This window comes from Agromyces solani, assembly GCF_058349925.1.
On record NZ_JBYRER010000001.1, the window covers coordinates 674,169 to 697,810 of the forward strand.

Genomic DNA, 23,642 nt, shown 5'->3' on the forward strand with positions numbered 1-23,642 from the left:
GAGATCATGCTGCTTGCGATCGACACGTCGACGGGAACGAGTGTCGCGGTCGTGGATCGCGACCGCGCCACCGGCGAACTCCATCGCCTCGCCGAGGTCGGCACCGACGACACGATGCGCCACGCCGAGGTGATCGGCGGGTTCATCCGCGACGCGCTCGCCGCGGCCGGGGTCGAGCCCGCGCGCCTCTCGGGCGTCGCCGGCGGCATGGGCCCGGGCCCGTTCACGGGGCTGCGCGTCGGCATCGCCGCGGCGCACGCCTTCGCACTCGGCATCGACCGGCCCTTCGTGCCCGTGCCGAGCCACGACGCGATCGCGTGGAGCCGGTACACGGCCGGCGACACGGGTCCGCTGCAGGTCGTCACCGACGCCAGGCGGCGGGAGTTCGCCGTCTCCGAGTACGACGGGCTCGACGCCGACGGGCTCCCGGTGCGCCTCACCGGCCCGGGCCTCGCGCCCCGGGACGCCGTGCCAGAGCCCCGCGGGCTCCGCTACGAGGCCGCGGTCGTCTCGGCCGCCGCCGTCGGCATGCTCGCCGAGCTCGCGTTCGCGTCGGGGCGGCTGCCGCTCGCGGACGACGCGCCGCTCTACCTGCGCGCGCCCGACGTGTCGCCCTCCGCCGGAAAGCGGGTGCTGCGGTGAGCGTGTTCATGCGCCGGGCGAGGACGGCCGACCTCGAGGCGATCATGCGGCTCGAGCGGGCGACGTTCACCGACGACGCCTGGCCCGAGGAGGCGATGCTCCGCGAGATCGAGAGTCCCCACGGGTACTACCTCGTGGCGATCGACGACGATGCCGCGGGGCGCGCGGCCGCGGCGGGCGACGACGCGGGAAACGCGAGCGACGACACCGACGACGATGTGGATGCCTCGTGGCCGCCCCTCCTCGGCTACGCCGGCCTGCTCGCACCGCGGGGCGGCGACCAGGGCGACATCCAGACCATCGCCGTCGATCCGGCCGCGCGCGGCATGGGGCTCGGCCGCGGACTCATGCACGCGCTCATCACCGAGTCGCGCCGGCGCGGCATCGCCCAGATCTTCCTCGAGGTGCGCGCCGACAACCCGATCGCGCGCGCCCTCTACGACTCGCTCGGTTTCGTCCAGATCGGCGTCCGGCCGCGGTACTACCGCAACGGCGTCGACGCCGTGCTCATGCGGCTCGACGTGCCCGCCGCGGTGACGCGACCCGCCTCCGGACCCGACGAGGGCACCCGGGGACGGCCGACGGGAGGCCCCCGATGAACACGACGGCCCCGCTCATCCTCGGCATCGAGACCTCGTGCGACGAGACCGGCGTCGGCATCGTGCGCGGTTCGACGTTGCTCGCGAACGTGATCGCCTCGTCGATGGAGGAGCACGCCCGGTACGGCGGGGTCGTGCCCGAGGTCGCGGCGCGCGCCCACCTCGAGGCGCTGGGCCCGACCATCCGGCAGGCGCTCGCCGAGGCATCCGTGGGGCTCGACGACCTCGACGCGGTCGCCGTGACGAGCGGCCCCGGGCTCGCCGGCGCGCTCATGGTGGGCGTCGGCGCCGCGAAGGCGCTCGCCCTGTCGAAGGGGCTGCCGATCTACGCCGTCAACCACCTCGTCGGGCACGTCGGCGCCGACCTCCTCGACGCCGCCGACCCGCTCGAGACGCCGACCGTCGCGCTGCTCGTCTCCGGCGGCCACACCTCGCTGCTGCTCGTGCGCGATCTCGTCTCCGACGTCGAACTGCTCGGCGAGACGATCGACGACGCCGCGGGGGAGGCCTTCGACAAGGTCGCCCGGGTGCTCGGCCTGCCGTACCCCGGCGGCCCCGAGATCGACCGCGCGGCCGCCGGCGGCGACCCCGACGCGATCCGCTTCCCGCGCGGGCTGACCCGCCCGAAGGACCTGGTTGCGCATCGCTGGGACTTCAGCTTCTCGGGGCTCAAGACCGCCGTCGCGCGGTGGGTCGAGCAGCGCGAGGCCGCCGGCGAACCCGTGCCCATGGCCGACGTGGCGGCGAGCTTCCGCGAGGCGGTCGTCGACGTGCTCGTCTCGAAGGCGATCGACGCGTGCAACGAGCTCGGCGTGCCGCGGCTGCTGCTCGGCGGCGGCGTCATCGCGAACGCCAGGCTGCGCGAGGTCGCACGCGAACGGGCGGATGCCTCGGGCATCGCGCTGCGCATCCCGCCGCTGTCGCTCTGCACCGACAACGGCGCGATGATCGCCGCGCTCGGCGCGCAGCTCGTGATGGCGGGCCACGCGCCCTCGAGCCTCGGGTTCGGCGCCGACTCGACGCTGCCGGTGACCGACATCCAGGTCGACTGACGCAAGAATCCTGTGCGCGACGGGGCTCGCGCGATAGTGTGGGGGCGAAACCACCGGGCTGCGGACATCGATCGCGCCCGGAGCACCTGCCGCACCGGCGGTGCGACCACCATCACAGCATCGAGGGGAACCACAGTGACCGACCCGAACCTTCCCGAGCAGCCCGCACAGCAGCCCGGCGCTCAGCCCGCCCCGCCGGCGGCTCCCGCCTACTCGGCGCCGGCCGCGCCGGCCTACGCTGCACCGGCCTACTCGGCTCCGGCGAGCTCGAAGACCAACGTGCTGGCGATCGTGTCGCTCGTCTCGGCGTTCTTCATCTCGCTCGTCGCCATCATCACGGGCCACATCGCGCTGAGCCAGATCAAGAAGACCGGCGAGCAGGGCCGCGGCCTCGCGATCGCCGGCCTCATCATCGGCTACATCGGCCTCGTCGTCGGCATCCTCTGGGTGATCTTCGCGGTCGTCCTGGCCGGCGTCGCCGCCTCGCAGGGCTACAGCAGCTACTGAGCCGTTCCCGCCCGCTCACCGAATGGGGGAAGAAATGACCGACCCGAAGAATCCCGACGAGACGCCCGAGACCCCCGAGGTCCCCGGCGCACCGGTCGAGCCCGAGGTGCCGAACGTGCCCGAGCCCGACGCGCCCGCTCCGGCGGAGCCCGGTATTCCCGGCGAGCCCGAGCCGGTCGTGCCGGTCGACGCCGCCGCATCGGGGCCCGAGGTGCCGAGCGCACCCGAGCCGCCGTCGGCGCCCGAGCCCCCGTCGGCGCCCGAGCCGCCCGAGGCGCCCGAGCCGCCGGCACCGCCCGCGTACGGCGCACCCGCGCCGGCGGCTCCGCCGGCGTACGGCGCGGCGACGCCTCCGCCGCCGCCCGCTCCGAACGCGTACGGCGCACCGGGTGCGCAGCCGCAGCCCGGCTACGGCGCCCCCGGCGGGCCCGGTGGCCCGACGTACGGCGCACCCGCGTACGCAGCGCCCGCCTACGGCGCAGCCCCGGCGAAGAAGACGCCGGTGTTCAGCCTCATCTCGCTGATCGCCGGCATCGTCGGACTCGTCGGCTTCGCCGTCGTGTTCCTGCCGTTCGTCGGCGGCGTGCTGCAGCTGTTCATCCCGGCCGCGGCCGTGGTGCTCGGCTTCATCGGCAAGGGCAAGGAGCCCGAGGCCAAGGGCATGTGGCTCACGGGCATCATCCTCGGTTTCGCCGGCATCGCGATCGCACTGCTGTCGTTCGTGATGTGGGGAGTCGTCTTCTCGGCGGTCGACTACAACGACCCGTCGTTCGACTACGACTACTGAGCGACGAGATGACCGAACGCGAGGGGGCTTCGCCGAACGGCGAGGCCCCCGACCGCTTCCCGGCGCCGGTCGAACCGGCGGCTGAAGCGCCGGTAGAACCGGCGGCTGGGCCGGCGGCTGCGGCCGGGCCCGGGGTTGGGGGCGAACCGGCGATCGACGTCGAGCCTCCGGGCGCCGACCGGGCGGCTGCGGCCGAGTCCGCGCCCGCCGAGCCCGCGCCGGCGGATCGGCCGACGCCCGCCGACCCGCTGGCCCCCTACCGTCCGGCGGAGCCCACATTCCGCGCCGACCCCGTCGTCCGCGAGGGCGATGTCAGGGAGTTCGACGTCCCGGTGGACACCGATCAGCTGCGACGCATCTCGACGGGTCAGCTGCTCATCGTGCATCGGGCCGGCTACGAGGCCGCCGAGGCGATCGAGGAGGAGGAGGAGCAGCGCCGGGCGTACAGCTGGGTCGCCGCCGTCACCGGGGTGATCGGCGCGGTCGCCTCGCTCTTCGTCGGCTGGATGCTGCCGCTGTCGATCGCCGCCATCGTCTTCGGCGTGCTCGGCCTGCGTCGCGAGGAGCACGGGCGGGCGCTCGCCTTCACGGGCATCGGCACGGGGCTCGCCGGCCTCGTGTTCTCGGCGGTCTGGATCGGCTACTACGCGATCGTGTTCGGCGCCCTTCCGGCCTGAGCGTCTCGAGACGCGTGCCCCTGCGCCGGGCGCTCCTCAACCGGCCGGTTCGAGGCGCTCGACGAGCAGCGCCACGTGGCGGCCCTGCTCCCGCGTGAGCACGATCGTCGCCCGTTCGGCGCCGCGCAGCTTGAGCCTGGTCCGCAGCGCGGCCGGGTCGACGTCGACCCCGCGCTTCTTGATCTCGATCGTGCCGACGCCGCGCGCCTGCAGGGCCTGGCGCAGGCCCCGCTCATCGGCGGGAAGCCGTTCGATCACCCGGAATCCGCGGGCGAACGGCGAGTCGAACGCCGTGTCGCCCGTGAGATAGGCGATGCCCGGGCTCAGCATCCACGCGCCGTTGGCGCGAGCGAGGTCGCCGATCAGCCGTGCCCGGATGACCGCGCCGTCGGGCTCGTAGAGGTAGTCGCCGAGCGGTCCGTCGGGGGCGTCCTCGCTGTCGTTCGCCGCGGTGAGCTCGTGCGCGGCGTCGCCGCGGATGACGAGCGCGGCGCGACCGATCGCCGGTCGGGCGAGCGCACCCGACCAGACGGCCAGCTCGACGACGTCGCCGTCGACCGAGACCCACTGCGCCTCGGCACCCGCCGGGATCACGTCCCGGTCGGTGCCGGGGCCGAGCTTCACGCCGACGGGCATCCGCTCGGCGAGCCCGAACGCGAAGTCGAGGCTCGGCGAATAGGCCGAGGCATCCGCGATGCGCGTCGTCGTGCCGCCCGACGTCGTGCGGCGCGCCGGATCGAGCCAGGCGCCGTCGATTCCGCCGAGCGCGACGTCCTCGGCGCGCGAGTGCACGACGCGCGCGTGCGGGAACGGCGTGAGGTTGTAGGCCGCGATCGCGGCGGTGACCTCGTCGGCGTCGGCGGCGGTGACCTCGAGGTCGATCGCCGCCATCGCGAGCGCGTCGCCGCCGATGCCGCAGCCGAGGTCGGCGACGTGCCGGACCCCAGCGCGCGAGAACCGGCCGGCGTGCAGGGCTGCGACCTGCAGCCGGGTCGCCTGCTCGAGGCCGGCCTCGGTGAAGAGCATGCGAGCGGCGAACGGGCCGAACTTCGACGCGGCCTTCGCACGCAGTTTCGACTGGCTCAGCACGGTCGCGACGAGGCCGGCCTCGTGGCCCTGGCGGCGCAGTTCGGCGACCGTCTTCACGATGTCGGCCTTGGAGTCCCATTCGGGCAGCGCATCGAGCAGCCGGAGTCCCTCGGGGGAGAGCAGTTCGACGAGGTCGGAGCGTTCCACCCGGCAACGCTAGCACCGCGGGCCCGGCCGACGACGTGCGCGCCGGCCGCTCGGGTTCGCCGCGCGTTCGCCTCGCGTGAACGGCGTTGGCACTCACGTTGCACGAGTGCCAGAACGCGCCTAGACTCGCTTTAGCACTCTCGTTCCGAGGCTGCTAACAAGTCTTTCGTCAAAGACGGCATTCGTCTAGAAAAGGGGTCAACCGTGTCGGTTTCCATCAAGCCGCTCGAGGATCGCATCGTCATCAAGCAGGTCGAGGCCGAGCAGACCACGGCGTCGGGTCTCGTCATCCCCGACACCGCGAAGGAGAAGCCGCAGGAGGGCGAGGTCGTCGCCGTCGGCCCCGGTCGCATCGACGACAACGGCAACCGCGTTCCGCTCGACGTCGCGGTCGGCGACAAGGTCATCTACTCGAAGTACGGTGGCACCGAGGTCAAGTTCGGCGGCGAGGACTTCCTCGTCCTCTCGGCCCGCGACGTGCTCGCGGTCGTCGTTCGCTGAGCGACCCGAGACCTTCTCGAACGGCCCGGATGCTTCGGCATCCGGGCCGTTCGCCGTATCGGCGGCGATGCGGCCGTCCCACGCGGGCACGGGGCATCCGGCCTCGAATCGATTCGGCCGCGTCGCCCGTCGGGCGTAGGCTGTATCGGTGAATTCCCGCTCAGCCCACGCCGAACACGGCGCGATCAGCCGACCGGGTCTCGGCTACGCGGTCTCCGCGTACCTGCTCTGGGGCATCCTGCCCATCTACTTCATCGCGCTCGAGCCGACGGGGTCGGTCGAGATCGTGGCCTGGCGGATCCTGCTCTCGCTCGTCTTCTGCGCGCTGCTCATCACCGTCACCCGCGGCTGGGCGAAGTTCATCGGGCTCCTGCGCAACCGGCGCGTGCTCTTCACGATGGCCGCGGCCGGCGCGCTGATCTTCGTCAACTGGGAGACGTACGTCTACGCGGCCGTCAACGGGCAGGTCGTCGAGGCATCCCTCGGCTACTTCATCAACCCGATCGTGACGATCCTGCTCGGCGTGCTCGTGCTGCGCGAGCGGCTCAACCCCACCCAGTGGGTCGCCGTCGGCATCTCGATGGTCGCGGTGGTCGTGCTCGCCCTCGGCTACGGGCGGTTCCCGTGGATCGCACTGCTGCTCGCCTTCTCGTTCGGGTTCTACGGGCTCATCAAGAAGCGGGTCGGCCCGAGGGTCGACGCCGTGTCGGGCCTCACGCTCGAGACGCTCTGGCTCGCACCCGTCGCCGCCGCGCAGCTGTGGTGGATCGCGGCGGCCGAGGGGCTCACGATGGGCGCGTACGGCGCCTGGCACGCGGTGCTGCTCTCGCTCGCCGGCGTCGTCACGGCCGTGCCGCTGCTGCTCTTCGCCGCGGCGTCGCGACGGCTGCCGCTCATCTACATGGGCTTCATCCAGTACTTCGCGCCGTTCATCCAGTTCATCGTCGGCGTCGCCGTGCTGGGCGAACCGATGCCGCCCGAACGATGGATCGGGTTCGCGCTCGTCTGGGTCGCGCTCGCGGTCCTCACGGTCGACCTCGTGCGGCGCGGTCGCGCCGCGAGGCGGATCGTCGCCGAGCCCGTCTGAGTCGGTCGGGGGCCGGCGTCCCGGGCCGGAGCGGGCTCTGATCGGAGCCTCGTCGGACGGCGCGGCGGGCAGGCGCCGCGGTGGCGGAATCCGCAGCGGATGACGGCGTATGACGCGGATTCCGTGCGTGAAACCCCGTCGAGGTGTCGACCCGGTAACGATCCGGCCGGTGTTACCGGGTTGTGACCGGGGTGACTTGTTTCCGTCGGAGCCCCGCAATACTGTCAATCCAAACGGCGTCGTCCCGACGCTGGATTGTGTAACGAATTCCTTCAGTCCCAAGGAGCAACATGAGCGTCTTCGCGAAGGCTTCGGCCAAGCGTTCCGCGCGCGCTGCCTGGACGGGTCTCGCCATCGTCGGCGTCAGCACCCTCCTGCTCACCGCGTGCACCTCAGGCGGAACCCCGTCGTCCACCGAGAGCGAGGCGCCCGCCGACGCCGGCGACGCGCTGGAGATCGAGGCCGGCGAGCGCGACCTGACCCTGAAGGTCGGCCAGCTCGCGCCCCAGAGCGGCACCCTCGCCGTGCTCGGCCCGCCCCAGATCGCGGCAGCACAGCTCGCGGTCAACGACATCAACGCCGCCGACCTCGGCATCCAGCTCGAGCTGACCCTCCGCGACGAGGGCGACAGCACGGTGGACGTCGCCACCGGCTCGGTCACCGACCTGCTCTCGCAGGGCGTCTCGGCCATCTCGGGCGCTGCGGCCTCGGCGACGACCCGCAACATCTACGAGCAGGTCACGAGCGCCGGCGTCGTGCTCATGTCGCCGTCGAACACGGGTCTCGACCTGTCGACGATCGACGACAACGGGCTCTACTGGCGCACCGCCCCCTCCGACCTGCTGCAGGGCGAGGTGCTCGGCAACCTGGCCGCCGAAGACGGCAACTCGACGCTCGGCATCATCTACCAGAACGACGCCTACGGCACGGGCTTCGCCGAGGCGACGAAGAACGCGTTCGAGGCAGCCGGTGGCGAGGTCGTGGCCGAGTCGTCGTTCAACACGGGCGACACGAACTTCTCGACCCAGATCGGCGACGTCACGGCGCAGAACCCCGACGCGATCGTGATCATCTCGTTCAACGAGGCGAAGGTCATCATCCCCGACCTGGTCGGCGGCGGCTTCCCCGGTGACAAGATCTACCTCACCGACGGCAACCGTCTCGACTACAGCGCCGACTTCGCGCCCGGTCTCATCGCCGGCTCGAAGGCGACCACGCCCGGTCTCGACCTCGCCTCGCTCGGCGACTTCACCGAGCGCCTGCTCGAGGTCGACCCGACCCTGACCGACTTCACCTACGCGGCGGAGTCGTACGACAACATCGTGCTGTTCGCCCTCGCGGCCTACGCGGCCAACGACACGAGCGGCCAGTCGATCGCCGACTACCTCACGCAGGTCTCCGGTGCCACCGGCGACGGCGAGAAGGTCACCGACTTCGAGTCGGCCGCGGCGCTGCTCACCGAGGGTCAGCAGATCGACTACGACGGTCTGTCGGGCCCGATCACCTTCGACGAGAACGGCGACCCGACGGGCGCCACGATCGGCATCTACGAGTACAACGACGAGAACGTCTCGGAGCGCGTCAACTAAGCGCCCGGCACGACTCACGGGGCGGCCCCGGCGCGAGAGCGCCGGGGCCGTTTCGCGTGCGCCGCGGTGCGCTCCGCACCGTCCGCCGCGCAGCGCCCGCCCATCGAATGGGCAATGGTCGCCCTCCGGGAGTGGGTTTGCGGGCGACGAGTGCCCACTCGACGGCTGGAGGGTCGGCACTGGTCGACAGACGGGCGGGCGCGCCGCCGCGCGCCGCCCGGAACGACGAACGGGCGGATGCCTCCCCACGCCACTCCGCACATCGCTTCGCGATGTGCGGAGCCTCGGGCGCGTGGGCCCAAGCATCCGCCCGTACGTCGTGGTTCAGGACCGGCTCAGTCGTCGTCCTGGCCGAGCGTGCCGAGGTAGAGCCCGATGACCTTGGGGTCGTGGAGCAGCTCGCGGCCCGTGCCGGTGTAGGCGTCGCGCCCCTGGTCGAGCACGTAGCCGCGGTCGCAGATCTGCAGGCAGCGGCGCGCGTTCTGCTCGACCATGATCGTGGTCACGCCGGCCTTGTTGATCTCCTTCACGCGGAGGAACGCCTCGTCCTGGCGCACCGGCGAGAGGCCGGCGCTCGGCTCGTCGAGCAGCAGCACGTGCGGGCCCATCATGAGCGCGCGCGACATCGCGACCATCTGCCGCTCACCGCCCGAGAGCGAACCCGCCCGCTGGCTCAGGCGCTTGCCGAGCTCGGGGAAGATCGCCGTGACGAACTCGAGCCGCTCGGTGATCCCCTTCGGGCGGAGGTAGATGCCCATCTCGAGGTTCTCGCGGATGGTGAGCGACGGGAACACGTTGTTCGTCTGCGGCACGAAGCCGACGCCCTTGGCGACGAGCTTGTTCGCCTTGAGGTTCGTGATCTCCTCGCCGTTCAGGAAGATGCCGCCGCCGCGCACCTTCACGAGCCCGAAGATCGACTTGAGCAGCGTCGACTTGCCGGCGCCGTTCGGGCCGATGATGCCGATGAGCTCGCCGGGGGCGGCCGTCAGGGAGCACCCGTTGAGGATGTTCACCCCCGGCAGGTAGCCGGCGGTGACGTCGCGCACCTCGACGACCAGGTCGCCGGCAGGCGGCTGCTCCACGGTGGGGGCGGGGCTACTGTTCGTCATCGATGAGCTCCTTCAGCGCTTCGACGTGACCGGTGTCGGCCGCGCCGAGATCCTGGTCGTGGTGCTGGCCGAGATACGCATCGATCACGGCCTGGTCCTGCATGACCGTGTGCGGGTCGCCCTCGGCGACGACCCTGCCCTCGGCCATCACGACCACCCAGTCGGCGATGTGGCGCACCATGTGCATGTCGTGCTCGACGAAGAGCACCGTCATGCCCTGGGTCTTCAGGTCGAGGATGTGGTCGAGCAGCGACTGCGTGAGCGCCGGGTTCACGCCGGCCATCGGCTCGTCGAGCATGACGAGCTTCGGGTCGCTCATGAGCGCCCGCGCCATCTCGAGGAGCTTCCGCTGGCCGCCCGACAGGCTCGCGGCGTAGTCGTCCTTCTTCGCGTCGAGCTTGAACCGCGTGAGGAGTTCGAGCGCCTTCTGCTCGATCTCGTCGTCCTGCTTGCGCCAGAGGAACGGCAGCAGGGCGCGGAAGACGTTCTCGCCGCGCTGGCCGGTGGCACCGAGCTTCATGTTGTCCATGACGGTGAGGAGCCCGAGCGCCTTGGTCAGCTGGAACGTGCGGATCAGCCCCAGGCGCGCCACCTTGAACGCCGGCACGTGGGCGAGCGACTTGCCGTCGAAGCTCCAGGTGCCGGTGTCGGGCTTGTCGAACCCGGTCAGCAGGTTGAAGAACGTCGTCTTGCCGGCGCCGTTGGGCCCGATGAGGGCCGTGATGGCGCCGCGCGGGATCTCGACGTGCGCGACGTCGACCGCGGTGAGACCGCCGAACGTGCGCTTGACGCCGTCGGCGATGAGGATCGGGTCGGTCTTCTTGCAGCCCGGTACGGCGTCGCCGACGTGCAGGCCGACGCTCTTGACCGGCTTCTTCGTGGGAACGGCGTCACTTGACAAAGGACATCTCCTTCTTGTTTCCGAGCATGCCCTGTGGCCTGAACACGACCATCAGCATGATCGCCACGCCGACGAGGATGAACCGGAGCTGGCCCGACTGCACCTCGGAGATCGGCAGCCACCCGGCCTCGACCGCACGGGCGACGAATCCCGAGAAGAACGAGAGCACCACCCAGAACACGATCGAGCCGAGCACGGGACCGAGCACGGTCGCCGCGCCGCCGAGCAGCAGGATCGCCCACGTGAAGAAGGTGAGCGACGTCGCGTAGTTCGACGGGACGACCGCGCGCGGCAGGATGAAGATCATGCCGGCGAACGTGCCGAACACGCCACCGAGGATGAGGCTCTGCATCTTGTACGAGTACACGTTCTTGCCGAGCGAGCGCACCGCGTCCTCGTCTTCGCGGATGCCCTTGAGGACCCGGCCCCACGGACTCCGCATGACGAGCCAGGTGAACACGCACGCGAGGGCGACGACGGACCACGCGACGACGATGGTCCACCAGTCGTTCGCGCTGAACATCCACGGGCCGAAGCCCGCCTTGCCCTCGAAGCTGAACGGGTTCAGGGCGCGGAATCCGGCCTTGTACTCGCTCAGGCCGTTCGCCGAGCCGGTCACGTCGCGGAACGTGTTCGTCGTGAACAGCAGACGAAGGATCTCGGCGGCCGCGATGGTCACGATCGCGAGGTAGTCGGCGCGCAGTCGCAGCGTCGGGATGCCGAGGATGAGGGCGAACACGACGGATGCGCCGACGCCGACGAGCACGGCAGCCCACACGGGGAAGCCGAAGGTCAGGGTCGAGATCGCGTACCCGTACGCGCCGAGCGCCATGAAGCCGGCCTGGCCGAAGTTCAGGAGGCCGGTGTAGCCGAAGTGCACCGCGAGGCCGAGGGCCGCGAGGGCGTACGCGGCGGTGGTCGGGCTCAGCACCTCGACGGCGGCGTTCGAGAAGATTGCTCCCCAGTCGATCATTTCGGGCCTCCTAGCCGATCCGCTCTCGGCGCCCGAGGATGCCCTGCGGACGGAACAGCAGCACGAGGATGAGGATCACCAGTGCCGCGACGAACTTCATGTCTGCCGGAATCCAGAGCGTCGAGAGCTCGACGAACAGTCCGACGATGAGCGAGCCGACGAGGGCGCCGAACGCCGTGCCGAGCCCGCCGAGCGTGACGGCGGCGAAGACGAGCAGCAGGATCTGGAAGCCCATGTCCCAGCTCACGCCCGGACGGTAGTACGCCCAGAGGATGCCGCTGAGGCCCGCGAGTGCGGCGCCGAGCACCCACACGATGCGGATGGTGCCGTCGACGTCGATGCCGCTCGCCGACGCGAGGCTCGGGTTGTCGGAGACCGCGCGGGTCGCCTTGCCGATGCGGGTGCGCAGCAGGAACCACGCGACCGCGAGCAGCACGACGATGCTGGTGCCCATGCTCGCCACGTCGATCCAGGAGAGCGAGAGCGGCCCGAGGTGGAACTCCGCGGGCGCCGCGCCCGGCAGCTGCCGGGTCTGGCCTCCGTAGAAGAACTGGAAGGTGTAGCGCATCGCGAGCGCGAGGCCGATGCTCACGATCATCAGCTGGATGACCCCGACGCCCTTCTTGCGCAGCGGCTTCCAGAGTGCCGCGTCGAGCGTCCATCCGAGGCCGGCGCTCAGGACGATCGCGACGAGGATGGCGAGCGCGATCGGCAGCCCGACGTCGGAGGCGAACGTCAGCGTCATGAGCGCGCCGAACGTGATCATCTCGGAGTGCGCGAAGTTGCTGAGGCCCGTGGTGCCGTAGATCAGCGAGAGCCCGATGGCCGCGAGGGCGAGCAGGAGGCCGAAGTTCAGGCCGTTGACCACGCGGTTGATGAGCTGGTCGAAGAACGACACGGTCACCCGCGTGCCCTCGCCGAGGAAGAAGTTCACCGACTTGCTGTTGGTCAGCCCGAACTCCGCCGTGCGGGGGTTGTCGCCGTCGGCGACGACGACGCCCTCGGGCAGCGTGTCCTCGTCGAGCTCGACGGTGTACTCGGCCTTCTCGGGCACGCCGACCGTCCACCTGCCGTCGGCGTCGGTCTCGGTCTCGGCGGAGAATCCGCCGCCCTCGACCGTGATCTTGACGCCTTCGAGCGGTTCGTCGTTGTACTGCACATTGCCCGAGAAGTGGTACTCGTACTCGTCGGAAGCCGAGGCCGCACTCCCATCCTCCGCCACCGCAGGGGACGCTGCGATGCCGGACAGAGTGAGTGCGGACAGGAGTATTCCGAGGAGAAGGAGCCACCTCCCGCGAGAGCGAGTCTGGACTGATCGCGTGGGTTCCACTGCACCTCCAAGGGGTCACCGAAGGCTTTGTGGGACCTCCGGGACCGGTCCTTTCCCGCCGACGACATCGTCGACGGTACGTGCCGATTATGTCCCATGTGTTTCAGGCACGGGCACAAACGGCCCTCGATTGTTATCCGGGGAATGCCCGCGGTGCAAACTCGCTTAACATTGATGCACCGCCACCCCCACCTGACGACGCCCTCGCGTCGGCTGTTCGATACGAAGGGAAGTCATGGATCAGGCAGATCCGTTCGGATTCACGGGACTCACGTACGACGACGTCCTCCTCCTTCCTGGTCACACCGACGTGATCCCCTCCGAGGCCGACACGGCCTCGCGCCTCACCCGCCGCATCACCGTCGCGACGCCGCTCCTGTCGGCCGCGATGGACACCGTCACCGAGGCGCGCATGGCGATCGCCATGGCGCGACAGGGCGGCATCGGCATCCTGCACCGCAACCTGTCGATCGAAGACCAGGCCGACATGGTCGACCGGGTCAAGCGCAGCGAGTCGGGCATGGTCTCCAACCCCGTGACGACGACGCCGGATGCCTCGGTCGCCGACGTCGACGCGCTCTGCGCGATGTACCGCGTGAGCGGTCTTCCGGTGGTCGACGAGGACGGCAAGCTCGTCGGCATCATCTCCAACCGCGACATGCGCTTCGTCGCCGACTTCGAGAAGCCCTCGACGAAGGTCTCCGAGGTCATGACGAAGATGCCGCTCATCACCGGGCGGGTCGGCATGAACCCCGACGAGGCGCTCGCGATCTTCGCGAAGCACAAGGTCGAGAAGCTGCCCCTCGTCGACGACGAGGGCCACCTCACCGGGCTCATCACGGTGAAGGACTTCGACAAGAGCGAGCAGTACCCCTACGCCACCAAGGACGACGAGGGCCGCCTCCGCGTCGGTGCGGCGATGGGCTTCTTCGGCGACGCCTGGGAGCGCGCCGAGGCGCTGCGCGACGCGGGGGTCGACGTGCTCGTCGTCGACACCGCGAACGGCGAGTCCGCCGGCGTGCTCGACATCATCCGCCGGCTGAAGGCCGACCCGAGCTTCGCCCACATCGACGTCATCGGCGGCAACGTCGCGACCTACGAGGGCGCGAAGGCGCTCGTCGAGGCGGGCGCCGACGCCGTGAAGGTGGGCGTCGGCCCCGGCTCGATCTGCACGACCCGCGTCGTCGCCGGTGTGGGCGTGCCCCAGATCACGGCCGTGTACGAGGCATCCAAGGCGACCAAGCCGGCCGGTGTGCCGCTCATCGCCGACGGCGGCCTGCAGTACTCGGGCGACATCGCGAAGGCGCTCGTCGCCGGCGCCGACACCGTCATGCTCGGCTCGCTGCTCGCGGGCACCGCCGAGAGCCCGGGCGAGCTCGTCTTCCAGAACGGCAAGCAGTTCAAGGCCTACCGCGGCATGGGCTCCCTCGGCGCCCTGCAGACTCGCGGCAAGAAGACCTCGTACTCGAAGGACCGCTACTTCCAGGCCGACGTGCCGAGCGACGACAAGCTGATCCCCGAGGGCATCGAGGGCCAGGTGCCGTACCGCGGCCCGCTGTCGGCCGTCGCGTACCAGCTCATCGGGGGCCTGCGCCAGTCGATGTTCTACGTCGGCGCGCGCACGATCGCCGAGCTCAAGACCAAGGGCCGCTTCGTGCGCATCACGCCGGCGGGCCTCAAGGAGTCGCACCCGCACGACGTGCAGATCGTCGTCGAGGCGCCGAACTACACGCGCTAGGGGCACGACGATCGCTCGGGGCGCGTCGCGACGAGTTCGCGACGCGCCCCGCTCGGTTGCCGGCCGCACGGCGCGTGAGCCACTCCGGGCCGATCACAGCTCGCGGATGTAGCAGAGCATGCGGTAGTCGGTGCCCGGCTCGATGTTCACGAAGCCGTGCCGCTCGTAGAAGCGGCGGGCGTCGGTGTCGATCTCGTCGACGTTGATGTGCATCTCGCCGCCGCCGCGCCGCCGCACCTCCGCGATGGCGTACGCGAGGAGGGCGGTACCGATGCCCGCGCCGCGCAGGTCGGGCACGACGTAGAGCTCGTCGAGCACGGCGAGCGGGCCCTCGCAGTAGACCGTCGGACGCAGCGTCACCACGGCGTAGCCGGTCGGTTCGTCGTCGTCGCCCGCGAACAGCACGAAGCCGTCGGGGTCGGCGATCAGCCGGCGGAAGCGGGGCTCGAGCACCTCGCGGCTCGGGGTCGGCGAGTCGAACTCGACGGCGAACTCGACCTGCAGGCGCGCCGCGGTCGCGGCGTCGTCGGGGCCGGCGAGGCGGATGCCTCGGGCGGGGTCTGCGCGGGTCATCGTGCTCCCTCCTCGATTCAGGATTTCGGAGGCGCGTCAGGACGATATCGGCGATTCCGTCCTGATGCGGCGCCGATGTCCTGAATCGATCGGTTCGTCGTCGACGCCGGACCGCGCGTCTACGACGAGGGCGTGCGCCCGGCCGCGTCGGCGAGCCTCGTGATCGCCTCGCCCAGGACCTCGGGCGTGCAGGCGAAGTTCAGCCGCACGTGGCCGCGACCGACGTCCTTGCCGAACATCGTGCCGATGCCGAGCGCGACCCGCGCGTGCTCGAGCGCGTAGCCGGCGGGGTCGTCGCCCCAGCCGAGGGCACCGAGGTCGAGCCAGGCGAGGTAGGTCGCGTCGGGGATGCGGTACCGCACGCCGGGCAGCTCGTCGGCGAGCAGGTCGGCGAGGAGTCGCCGGTTGTCGTCGAGGCTCGCGAGCACGCCGTCGAGCCAGTGCCCGCCCTCGCGGAACGCGGCGACCGACGCGATCGACCCGAACTGGCTCATGCGCCATTCGACCTCGTAGGGCATGGCGCGGCGCACGGCGTCGCCCCGGTCGGAGGCCGTGACGATCATCGCCGCCTTGAGGCCGGCGAGGTTGAACGCCTTCGACGCGGCGGTGACGGTGACCCCGTGCTCGCGTGCGGCGTCGGAGACGGTGAGGAAGGGCGTGTAGACGGTGCCGGGCTGCGACAGCGGCCCGTGCACCTCGTCGGACACGATCGTGACCCCGTGGCGGGCCGCGATCTCCGCGAGGGCCGCGAGCTCGTCGCGCTCGGGGACGCGCCCGATCGGGTTGTGCGGGTTGCACAGCAGCATGGCCTTCGCCCCGGCCGCGAACGCGGCGTCGATGCCGTCGAGGTCGAGCGACCAGCCCTCGTCGATGCCGCCGCGCATCGGCACGTCGACGACCCGGGCGGATGCCTCGGTGACGATTTCGAAGAACGGGGGATAGATCGGCGGGGTGACGACGACCGGGTCGCCCGGCTCGGTCACCTGCCGCAGGACTTCGACGAGTCCCATCGCGACGTCGGCGGTGCACGTCACGCGCGCGGGGTCGACGTCCCAGCCGAATCGTTCGGCGGCGAACGGCGCGAAGGCCTCGGCGACGGGGCGGCTGCCGGCGGCGTACCCGGTGTCGGAGCGGTCGATCGCGGCGTGCAGGGCCGCGGCGATCGGCTCGGCGAGCGGGTAGTCCATCTCGGCGACGGGCAGCGGCAGCACGTCGGCGTCGTAGTGGCGCCACTTCTCGCTCGTTCGGGTGCGGAGGACGTCGAGGGGCTCAGCGGCGATGCGGTGCATGCGTCCAGCTTGCCGCAGAACGGCCGGGACTGGCAGGGGTGGCGCGCGTGGTTGTAGTCTGGTCGGCTGCCCAGCTCTGCTCGTCACCTGGCGGCGCGACCGCGGGCGTCCCGATTCCGGTCGCAGACCGATCGGAACACGCACCATGGGCTTCATCGACGTCAACGGCGTCTCGTTCTCGCTCCCCGACGGCCGGCCGCTGCTCGCGCACCTCGCCTTCCGCGTCACCGAGGGTGCGACGACCGCGCTCATCGGCGCCAACGGCGCCGGCAAGTCGACACTGCTGCGCATCATCCGCGGCGACCTCAGGCCCGACGAGGGCAGCGTGCAGGTCGACGGCGGGCTGGGCGTGATGGACCAGTTCGTCGGCACGGGGCGCACGGTCGAGGGTGCGGATGCCTCCGTCGGGGGCCTCCTCGTCTCGGTCGCGCCGAGCCGCATCAGGGAGGCCGCGCTCGAGCTCGAGGCATCCGAGAACGCCCTCATCGAACACGACGACACCGACGCCCAGATGCGATACGCGACCGCGCTCGCCGAGTACGCCGAGGCGGGCGGGTACGAGCAGGAGGTCGTCTGGGACCACTGCACGCAGGCGGCGCTCGGCATCCCCTACGAGCGTGCGAAGTGGCGCGAGCTCTCGACGCTCTCGGGCGGCGAGCAGAAGCGGCTCGCCCTCGAGGCGCTGCTGCGCGGACCCGAGCAGGTGCTGCTGCTCGACGAGCCGGACAACTCGCTCGACGTGCCCGGCAAGCGATGGCTCGAGGAGCGGCTGCGGGAGACGTCGAAGACCGTACTGCTCGTCTCGCACGACCGCGAGCTGCTCGCGCGTGCCGCCGACCGGATCGTCACGATCGAGCTCGGCGCCGCCGGCAACACCGCGTGGGTGCACGGCGGGAGCTTCGAGGGCTACCACGAGGCGCGCGACGCGCGATTCGAGCGGCTCGACGAGCTCCGCCGTCGCTGGGACGAGCAGCACGCGGCGTTGAAGGCGCTCGTGAGCACCCTCAAGGTGAAGGCGACGTACAACGACGGCATGGCCTCGCGGTACCAGGCGGCCGTGACCCGGTTGCGGAAGTTCGAGGAGGCCGGGCCGCCCGAGGAGCGCCCGCCCGCGCAGGCGGTCTCGATGCGACTGCGCGGCTCCCGCACGGGCAAGCGCGCGATCGTGTGCGAGGGTCTCGAGCTCACGGGGCTCATGCGCCCGTTCGACCTCGAGGTCTGGTACGGCGACCGCGTAGCGGTCCTCGGCTCGAACGGCTCGGGCAAGTCGCACTTCCTGCGGCTGCTCGCGGGCGGCGGCACCGACCCCGACCGCACCCTCGGGCACGTGACGAGCGTGGGCGAGACGCTCGCGCGCGTGCCGCACGAGGGGCGCGCGGTGCTCGGCGCACGGGTCGTGCCGGGCTGGTTCGCGCAGAACCACGAGCATCCGGAGTTCCGCGGTCGGACGCTGCTCGACATCCTGCACCGCGGCGACGCGAACCGCGACGGCATGGCCCGCGAGGCGGCGAGCTCGGCACTCGACCGCTACGGGCTCGCGGGCGCCGCGCTGCAGAACTTCGAGCAGCTGTCGGGCGGGCAGCAGGCCCGCCTGCAGATCCTGCTGCTCGAGCTCTCGGGGGCCACCCTGCTGCTGCTCGACGAGCCGACCGACAACCTCGACCTCGTGTCGGCCGAGGCGCTCGAACAGGCGCTCGAGCGGTTCGACGGCACGGTGCTCGCGGTCACGCACGACCGGTGGTTCACGCGCAGCTTCGACCGATTCGTCGTGTTCGCCGAGTCGGGCGACGTCGTCGAGACCGACGCGCCCGTGTGGGACGAGCGCCGGGTCGCCCGGGTGCGCTGAGCGGCCGGAACGTTCAGCCGAACGCGACCGCGAGGCAGGCGGTGATCCACAGGATCTGCTCGATCGTGCGCGGCACGAGGGGCGAGCCGAGGCTGCCCACGCGCTCGCCGAGGCGGGCCGCGCGCACGTTGGCGGGGAACACCGCGACGAGCAGGAGTGCGAGGCAGATCGCGGCGAGATCGTGGGTCGCGGGAATCAGCAGCCCGATCGCCCCCGCGGCTTCGAGCACGCCCGTCGCGGCGACGATGAGCTCGGGGCGCGGGAACACGGGCGGCACCATCATGGCGAGGCCGGCGCGGAGCTTCGGCTGCAGGCGGCCGGACGCCGCGATGAGGAACATCGCGGCGAGCCCGCCGGTGAGCCAGGCCTGCCAGGTCGAGGCGAGCTCGGTGACGTCGAGTGCGGAGAGGACGACGCCGACGAGGGCGGTGCCGACCGCGCCGACGACGAAGGCGATCGGCACGGGCGAGAGGAACGTCTGCGCCCAGGGGTTGCGGTCGGTCGGTCGGCGCGAGGCGTCGGCCGCGGTCGTGGGAGAGGTGGTCATGCGCGGCTCCTTCCAGAGCAACTTGTCAGTGTCTAGATTGCACCTCACGACCGATCTTGTCAATGACTAGATCACTCGCGTAGGGTCGTCGCATGGCCTACCACCACGGCGACCTGCGCGCGGCCCTCATCGAAGCCGCCGTCGAAGCGATCGAAGCCGACGGCGTCGACCGGCTGAGCCTTCGCGACCTCGCGCGCCGCGTCGGCGTCTCGCACGCCGCGCCCGCCCACCACTTCGGCGACCGCACGGGCCTGTTCACCGCCATCGCCGCCGACGGCTTCGCCCGGCTCGTGCGCGAGCTCGAGGCATCCGGCGACGACTTCGCCGAGGCGGGCGTCGCCTACGTGCGGTTCGCGACCTCCGAGCCGGGCCGCTTCGCCGTCATGTTCCGGCCCGAGCTGGTGCGCGAGGACGACCCCGCGCTCGTCGAGGCGCGCGATCGCGCCGGCGACCTGCTGCGCGCCGGCGCGAGCGCGGCGGCCGGAGATGCGCGCGCGAACACCCTCGCCGCGTGGTCGCTCGTGCACGGCTTCGCCACCCTCTGGAACGCGGGCGCGATCGAGGCGCCCGCGGGAGCCGCGCCCGACGACCTCGCGCGCGCCGTCGCGTCGCGGCTGTTCCGCTGAGGACGGTCGGGGCGTCCGCCCGGCGGGGGACCGGGCCCGCGCCCGGGCCGACCGGTAGGGTGGAACGGTGAGCCAGGAGATCGAGATCGGCCGCTCCAAGCGGGGCCGCCGAGTGTACGCGTTCGACGACATCGCGATCGTGCCGAGCAGGCGCACGCGCGACCCCGAAGACGTCTCGGTCGCGTGGTCGATCGACGCCTACCAGTTCGACATCCCGTTCCTCGCGGCGCCGATGGACTCGGTCGTCTCGCCGCAGACGGCGATCACGATGGGCAAGCTCGGCGGCCTCGGCGTGCTCGACCTCGAGGGCCTCTGGACCCGGTACGACGACCCCGAGCCCGTGCTCGCCGAGATCCGCAACCTGCCGTCCGACCGGGCGACCGAGCGCATGCAGCAGCTCTACGCCGCCCCGATCAAGCCCGAGCTCGTCGCCGCGCGACTCGCCGAGGTGCGCGCCGCGGGCGTGACCGTCGCCGGCGCCCTCTCGCCGCAGCGCACGCAGGAGCTCTACGAGACCGTCGTCGCGGCGGGCGTCGACCTCTTCGTGATCCGCGGCACGACCGTCTCGGCCGAGCACGTGTCCAAGAACCAGGAGCCGCTGAACCTCAAGAAGTTCATCTACGAGCTCGACGTTCCCGTCATCGTCGGCGGCGCGGCGACGTACACCGCGGCGCTCCACCTCATGCGCACCGGCGCGGCCGGCGTGCTCGTCGGCTTCGGCGGCGGCGCCGCCTCGACGACGCGCGCGACGCTCGGCATCCACGCCCCGATGGCGACGGCCGTGGCGGATGTCGCGGGCGCACGCCGCGACTACCTCGACGAGTCCGGCGGCCGCTACGTGCACGTCATCGCCGACGGCGGCGTCGGCACCGCGGGCGACATCGTGAAGGCGATCGCGTGCGGCGCCGACGCGGTCATGCTCGGCGCGGCCCTCGCGCGCGCGACCGACGCGCCCGGCGCCGGCTACCACTGGGGCGCCGAGGCGCACCACCCGAAGCTTCCCCGCGGCCGTCGCGTGCAGGTCGGCCAGGTCGCCCCGCTCGAAGAGGTGCTCTACGGCCCGGCCCCCGCGGCCGACGGCACGGCGAACCTCGTCGGCGCGCTCAAGAAGTCGATGGCGACGACCGGGTACTCCGACCTCAAGGAGTTCCAGCGGGTCGAGGTCATCGTCGAACCGTACCTGGGTTCGTAACCCGGCGGCAGCCCCTCCTCACGGCGACGGTGTTCGGGTAGCGTGGAAATCGATCACGCGGCCGGGCCTCGACGCCGCGGGGACGGGGTGGGACGATGGCGAAGCTCAAGTCGGTGACGCGTTCGCAGAAGCTCGGACCTGAGGAGCGCGAGGCGGCGATCGCCCGCCTCAAAGAGAAAGAGCTCGACATCCTCGTCGTCGGCGGCGGCATCGTCGGCACCGGAGCGGCGCTCGACGCCGTGACCCGAGGGCTCTCCACGGGCCTCCTCGAGGCGCGCGACTGGGCCTCGGGCACCTCGAGCCGCTCGTCCAAGCTCGTGCACGGCGGCATCCGCTACCTCGAGCAGCTCGACTTCCGGCTCGTCCGCGAGGCGCTCATCGAGCGGGGCCTGCTCCTCCAGCGCATCGCCCCGCATCTCGTGAAGCCCGTGCGGTTCCTCTACCCGCTGAAGCGCCGATTCTTCGAGCGCTTCTACGTCGGCGCCGGCATGATGCTCTACGACATCTTCAGCTACACGGGCGGCCGTCCGCCGGGGGTGCCGCACCACCGGCACCTGTCGAAGCGCCAGGTGATGCGGGCCATCCCGTCGCTCTCGAAGGACGCGCTCGTCGGCGGCCTCACCTACTACGACGCCCAGGTCGACGACGCCCGCTATGTCGCCTCGCTCGCCCGCACGGCGAGCTTCTACGGCGCCCACGTCGCGAGCCGTGTGAAGGTCGAGGGCTTCATCAAGGTCGGCGAACGGGTCGTCGGCGTCAAGGCCCACGACCTGCAGTCCGACGAGCACTTCGAGATCCGCGCGAAGCAGGTCGTGAACGCGACGGGCGTCTGGACCGACGACACCCAGCGCATGGTGGGCGAGCGCGGCACGTTCAAGGTGCGGGCGTCGAAGGGCATCCACCTCGTGGTGCCGCGCGACCGCATCCAGTCGGCCATGGGCATGATCTTCCGCACCGAGAAGAGCGTGCTGTTCGTGATCCCGTGGGGCCGGCACTGGCTCATCGGCACGACCGACACCGACTGGAACCTCGACAAGGCGCACCCCGCCGCGACCGCGGCCGACATCGACTACCTGCTCGAGCACGTGAACCGGGTGCTCTCGATCCCGCTGACCCGTGAAGACGTCGAGGGCGTCTACGCCGGCCTGCGGCCGCTGCTCGCGGGCGAGAGCGACCAGACGTCGAAGCTCTCGCGCGAGCACCTCGTCGCGCACACCGTGCCCGGGCTCGTCGTCATCGCGGGCGGCAAGTGGACGACGTACCGGGTCATGGCGAAGGACGCGATCGACGCCGCCGTCGACGCGCTCGACGGCAAGGTTCCGGCATCCACCACGCAGGACATCCCGCTCCTCGGCGCCGAGGGTTACCAGGCGGCGTGGAACAAGCGCGGGAAGATCGCGCGCGCGTTCGGCGTGCACAAGGTGCGCATCGAGCACCTGCTGAACCGCTACGGCACCCTGACCGACGAACTGCTCGACCTCATCCGCGCCGACCCCGAGCTCGGCGAGCCGCTGCCGGGCGCCGACGACTACCTCGCCGCAGAGGTCGTCTACGCGGCCTCGCACGAGGGCGCGCTGCATCTCGACGACGTGCTCGCGCGCCGAACCCGCATCTCGATCGAGGCGTGGGACCGCGGCGTCTCGGCCGCACCCGTCGCGGCGAGGCTCATGGGGCGCGTACTCGGCTGGGACGAGGCCCGCGAGACCCTCGAGGTCGAACGCTACCTGCAGCGCGTCGCCGCCGAGCGGGCGTCGCAGGAGCAGCCCGACGACGAGTCCGCCGACCGCGTGCGCCTCGAGGCACCCGACATCGTGAAGGTCGACTGATCCGGCGGGGGCCGGTGGTCTCGATACGGCGCTGCGCGCCTACTCGACCGGCCGGCGGCGGCGCTGCGCGCCTACTCGACCGGCCGGCGGCGGCGCTGCGCGCCTACTCGACCGACCGGCGGCGCTGCGCGCCTACTCGGCCGACCTCCCAGCCGTGCGCGGGTAGGCTTGTCCATCGTGTCCGCCGACTCACGCCGCGCCGTCGTGCGCATGATGCTGCGCCCCCGCTGGATCGCGGCGCTCGTGCTCGCGCTCGCCGTCGCCGCGGGCTTCGCGCTCCTCGGCCAGTGGCAGATCGAGCGCGCCGTCGAGCAGGCGGTCGTGATCGAGCGCCCGACCGAGGAGGTGCTGCCCTTCGACGGCATCGCCGAGCCCGACGCACCGACCCGCCAGGTCGTCACCGCACAGCGCGTCGAGGTCACGGGCACCTACGTGCCGGGCGACACGGTCGTGATCGAGGGGCGCGTGAACGACGGCGTCGAGGGCTACTGGGCGGTCGCCCACCTCGAGGTCGCGGATGCCCCGGCCGGAGGCATCCCCATCGCCCTGGGCTGGGCGCCCGACGGGGCGTCTGTGCAGGCGGCGATCGACGAGTTCGAGGCGGGGCTCGACGGCACCGAGCAGGTCAGCATCGTCGGCCGGTTCCTGCCGACCGAGGCGCCGGTGCCGCCCGACACCGATGCCGACCCGTTCACGATGAACACCGTCGCCGTCGCGCAGCTCATCAACCTGTGGGCGGACTACGACGACCGCCCTGTCTACTTCGGGTACGTCACGGCGGCCGACCCGGTCGCGGGGCTCGACGCGATCTCGTCGCCGCCGCCCGAGCAGGCCACCGAGCTGAACTGGCTCAACGTCTTCTACGCGGTCGAGTGGGTCGTGTTCGCGGGCTTCGCGATCTACCTCTGGTACCGGCTGGTGCGCGACGCGGTCGAGCGCGAGCGCGACGCGGCCGAGGCGGCGGCGGCCGCGGGCTCCGCTGATCGAACGCCCAGCGACGCCACGTAGACTGTAC

General features: G+C 71.4%; 23 protein-coding genes. 15 read left to right on the top strand and 8 right to left on the bottom strand.

Features of this window, described 5'->3' with window-relative positions; translation table 11 throughout:
• Positions 1–6: 6 nt before the first annotated feature.
• From tsaB to AC3RJ7_RS03205, 6 genes are all read left to right on the top strand, one after another.
• Complete coding sequence (gene tsaB, locus AC3RJ7_RS03180) at positions 7–642, top strand: tRNA (adenosine(37)-N6)-threonylcarbamoyltransferase complex dimerization subunit type 1 TsaB (protein WP_491454379.1); 636 nt, start codon at positions 7–9, stop codon at positions 640–642.
• Positions 639–1,241 carry a GNAT family N-acetyltransferase gene (locus AC3RJ7_RS03185; RefSeq protein ID WP_491454380.1) on the top strand — a complete coding sequence of 201 codons (603 nt, stop codon included), beginning with the start codon at positions 639–641 and terminating at the stop codon, positions 1,239–1,241. Before tsaB ends, AC3RJ7_RS03185 begins: the two co-directional genes overlap by 4 nt.
• Positions 1,238–2,293, top strand: coding sequence for a tRNA (adenosine(37)-N6)-threonylcarbamoyltransferase complex transferase subunit TsaD (gene tsaD / locus AC3RJ7_RS03190; RefSeq protein WP_491454381.1), 1,056 nt, complete (start codon positions 1,238–1,240; stop codon positions 2,291–2,293). Before AC3RJ7_RS03185 ends, tsaD begins: the two co-directional genes overlap by 4 nt.
• Positions 2,294–2,428: 135 nt before the next feature.
• Positions 2,429–2,800: a DUF4190 domain-containing protein gene (locus AC3RJ7_RS03195; RefSeq protein ID WP_491454382.1), complete on the top strand. Its 372-nt coding sequence runs from the start codon at positions 2,429–2,431 to the stop codon at positions 2,798–2,800.
• A gap of 34 nt (positions 2,801–2,834) precedes the next feature.
• A complete protein-coding gene (locus AC3RJ7_RS03200) occupies positions 2,835–3,587 on the top strand; it encodes a DUF4190 domain-containing protein (protein WP_491454383.1) in 753 nt (250 codons plus the stop codon).
• A gap of 8 nt (positions 3,588–3,595) precedes the next feature.
• Positions 3,596–4,264: a DUF4190 domain-containing protein gene (locus AC3RJ7_RS03205; RefSeq protein ID WP_491454384.1), complete on the top strand. Its 669-nt coding sequence runs from the start codon at positions 3,596–3,598 to the stop codon at positions 4,262–4,264.
• A gap of 36 nt (positions 4,265–4,300) precedes the next feature.
• Here AC3RJ7_RS03205 and AC3RJ7_RS03210 read toward each other — a convergent pair whose 3' ends face one another.
• Positions 4,301–5,500 (bottom strand): class I SAM-dependent methyltransferase, encoded by a 1,200-nt coding sequence (locus AC3RJ7_RS03210; protein ID WP_491454385.1) that lies wholly within the window; start codon positions 5,498–5,500, stop codon positions 4,301–4,303.
• A gap of 204 nt (positions 5,501–5,704) precedes the next feature.
• Here AC3RJ7_RS03210 and groES point away from each other — a divergent pair, with 204 nt between their 5' ends.
• The 3 genes from groES to AC3RJ7_RS03225 all read left to right on the top strand — a co-directional run bounded on the left by groES (position 5,705) and on the right by AC3RJ7_RS03225 (position 8,677).
• A complete protein-coding gene (groES, locus tag AC3RJ7_RS03215) occupies positions 5,705–6,001 on the top strand; it encodes a co-chaperone GroES (protein WP_022889766.1) in 297 nt (98 codons plus the stop codon).
• A 148-nt stretch (positions 6,002–6,149) separates the two neighbouring features.
• On the top strand, positions 6,150–7,088 hold the full coding sequence (gene rarD, locus AC3RJ7_RS03220) for an EamA family transporter RarD (RefSeq protein ID WP_491454386.1): 939 nt from the start codon (positions 6,150–6,152) through the stop codon (positions 7,086–7,088).
• A gap of 290 nt (positions 7,089–7,378) precedes the next feature.
• The gene (locus AC3RJ7_RS03225; RefSeq protein WP_491454387.1) at positions 7,379–8,677 is read left to right on the top strand and encodes an ABC transporter substrate-binding protein; all 1,299 of its coding nucleotides are present in this window, start codon (positions 7,379–7,381) and stop codon (positions 8,675–8,677) included.
• 335 nt (positions 8,678–9,012) lie between these two features.
• On the opposite strand, the gene AC3RJ7_RS03230 is transcribed toward AC3RJ7_RS03225, so the two are convergent.
• The 4 genes from AC3RJ7_RS03230 to AC3RJ7_RS03245 are packed head-to-tail and all read right to left on the bottom strand — an operon-like array spanning position 9,013 to position 12,990.
• Positions 9,013–9,786, bottom strand: coding sequence for an ABC transporter ATP-binding protein (locus tag AC3RJ7_RS03230; protein ID WP_491454388.1), 774 nt, complete (start codon positions 9,784–9,786; stop codon positions 9,013–9,015).
• The gene (locus tag AC3RJ7_RS03235) at positions 9,773–10,687 is read right to left on the bottom strand and encodes an ABC transporter ATP-binding protein (RefSeq protein WP_491454389.1); all 915 of its coding nucleotides are present in this window, start codon (positions 10,685–10,687) and stop codon (positions 9,773–9,775) included. Before AC3RJ7_RS03235 ends, AC3RJ7_RS03230 begins: the two co-directional genes overlap by 14 nt.
• The gene (locus AC3RJ7_RS03240; RefSeq protein WP_491455220.1) at positions 10,677–11,657 is read right to left on the bottom strand and encodes a branched-chain amino acid ABC transporter permease; all 981 of its coding nucleotides are present in this window, start codon (positions 11,655–11,657) and stop codon (positions 10,677–10,679) included. The genes AC3RJ7_RS03235 and AC3RJ7_RS03240 overlap by 11 nt, the downstream gene beginning before the upstream one ends.
• Before the next feature lie 13 nt (positions 11,658–11,670).
• Positions 11,671–12,990 (bottom strand): branched-chain amino acid ABC transporter permease, encoded by a 1,320-nt coding sequence (locus AC3RJ7_RS03245; protein WP_491454390.1) that lies wholly within the window; start codon positions 12,988–12,990, stop codon positions 11,671–11,673.
• A gap of 235 nt (positions 12,991–13,225) precedes the next feature.
• On the opposite strand from AC3RJ7_RS03245, the gene guaB reads away from it, so the two are divergent.
• Complete coding sequence (gene guaB / locus AC3RJ7_RS03250) at positions 13,226–14,728, top strand: IMP dehydrogenase (RefSeq protein WP_491454391.1); 1,503 nt, start codon at positions 13,226–13,228, stop codon at positions 14,726–14,728.
• 93 nt (positions 14,729–14,821) lie between these two features.
• On the opposite strand, the gene AC3RJ7_RS03255 is transcribed toward guaB, so the two are convergent.
• Together AC3RJ7_RS03255 and AC3RJ7_RS03260 are read right to left on the bottom strand one after the other, a co-directional pair.
• A complete protein-coding gene (locus AC3RJ7_RS03255; RefSeq protein ID WP_491454392.1) occupies positions 14,822–15,301 on the bottom strand; it encodes a GNAT family N-acetyltransferase in 480 nt (159 codons plus the stop codon).
• Between the two features lie 119 nt (positions 15,302–15,420).
• Positions 15,421–16,590, bottom strand: coding sequence for a MalY/PatB family protein (locus AC3RJ7_RS03260; RefSeq protein WP_491454393.1), 1,170 nt, complete (start codon positions 16,588–16,590; stop codon positions 15,421–15,423).
• Between the two features lie 145 nt (positions 16,591–16,735).
• On the opposite strand from AC3RJ7_RS03260, the gene AC3RJ7_RS03265 reads away from it, so the two are divergent.
• Positions 16,736–18,436, top strand: coding sequence for an ABC-F family ATP-binding cassette domain-containing protein (locus tag AC3RJ7_RS03265; protein ID WP_491454394.1), 1,701 nt, complete (start codon positions 16,736–16,738; stop codon positions 18,434–18,436).
• 13 nt (positions 18,437–18,449) lie between these two features.
• On the opposite strand, the gene AC3RJ7_RS03270 is transcribed toward AC3RJ7_RS03265, so the two are convergent.
• On the bottom strand, positions 18,450–18,983 hold the full coding sequence (locus AC3RJ7_RS03270) for a DoxX family protein (RefSeq protein ID WP_491454395.1): 534 nt from the start codon (positions 18,981–18,983) through the stop codon (positions 18,450–18,452).
• A 92-nt stretch (positions 18,984–19,075) separates the two neighbouring features.
• Here AC3RJ7_RS03270 and AC3RJ7_RS03275 point away from each other — a divergent pair, with 92 nt between their 5' ends.
• The 4 genes from AC3RJ7_RS03275 to AC3RJ7_RS03290 all read left to right on the top strand — a co-directional run bounded on the left by AC3RJ7_RS03275 (position 19,076) and on the right by AC3RJ7_RS03290 (position 23,635).
• Positions 19,076–19,609 carry a TetR/AcrR family transcriptional regulator gene (locus AC3RJ7_RS03275; protein WP_491454396.1) on the top strand — a complete coding sequence of 178 codons (534 nt, stop codon included), beginning with the start codon at positions 19,076–19,078 and terminating at the stop codon, positions 19,607–19,609.
• 67 nt (positions 19,610–19,676) lie between these two features.
• Entirely contained in the window at positions 19,677–20,801 is a 1,125-nt protein-coding gene (locus AC3RJ7_RS03280; RefSeq protein WP_491454397.1) for a GuaB3 family IMP dehydrogenase-related protein, read from the top strand.
• Positions 20,802–20,896: 95 nt separating this feature from the next.
• A complete protein-coding gene (locus AC3RJ7_RS03285) occupies positions 20,897–22,627 on the top strand; it encodes a glycerol-3-phosphate dehydrogenase/oxidase (protein ID WP_491454398.1) in 1,731 nt (576 codons plus the stop codon).
• A 177-nt stretch (positions 22,628–22,804) separates the two neighbouring features.
• A complete protein-coding gene (locus AC3RJ7_RS03290) occupies positions 22,805–23,635 on the top strand; it encodes an SURF1 family protein (RefSeq protein ID WP_491454399.1) in 831 nt (276 codons plus the stop codon).
• Positions 23,636–23,642: the final 7 nt, after the last annotated feature.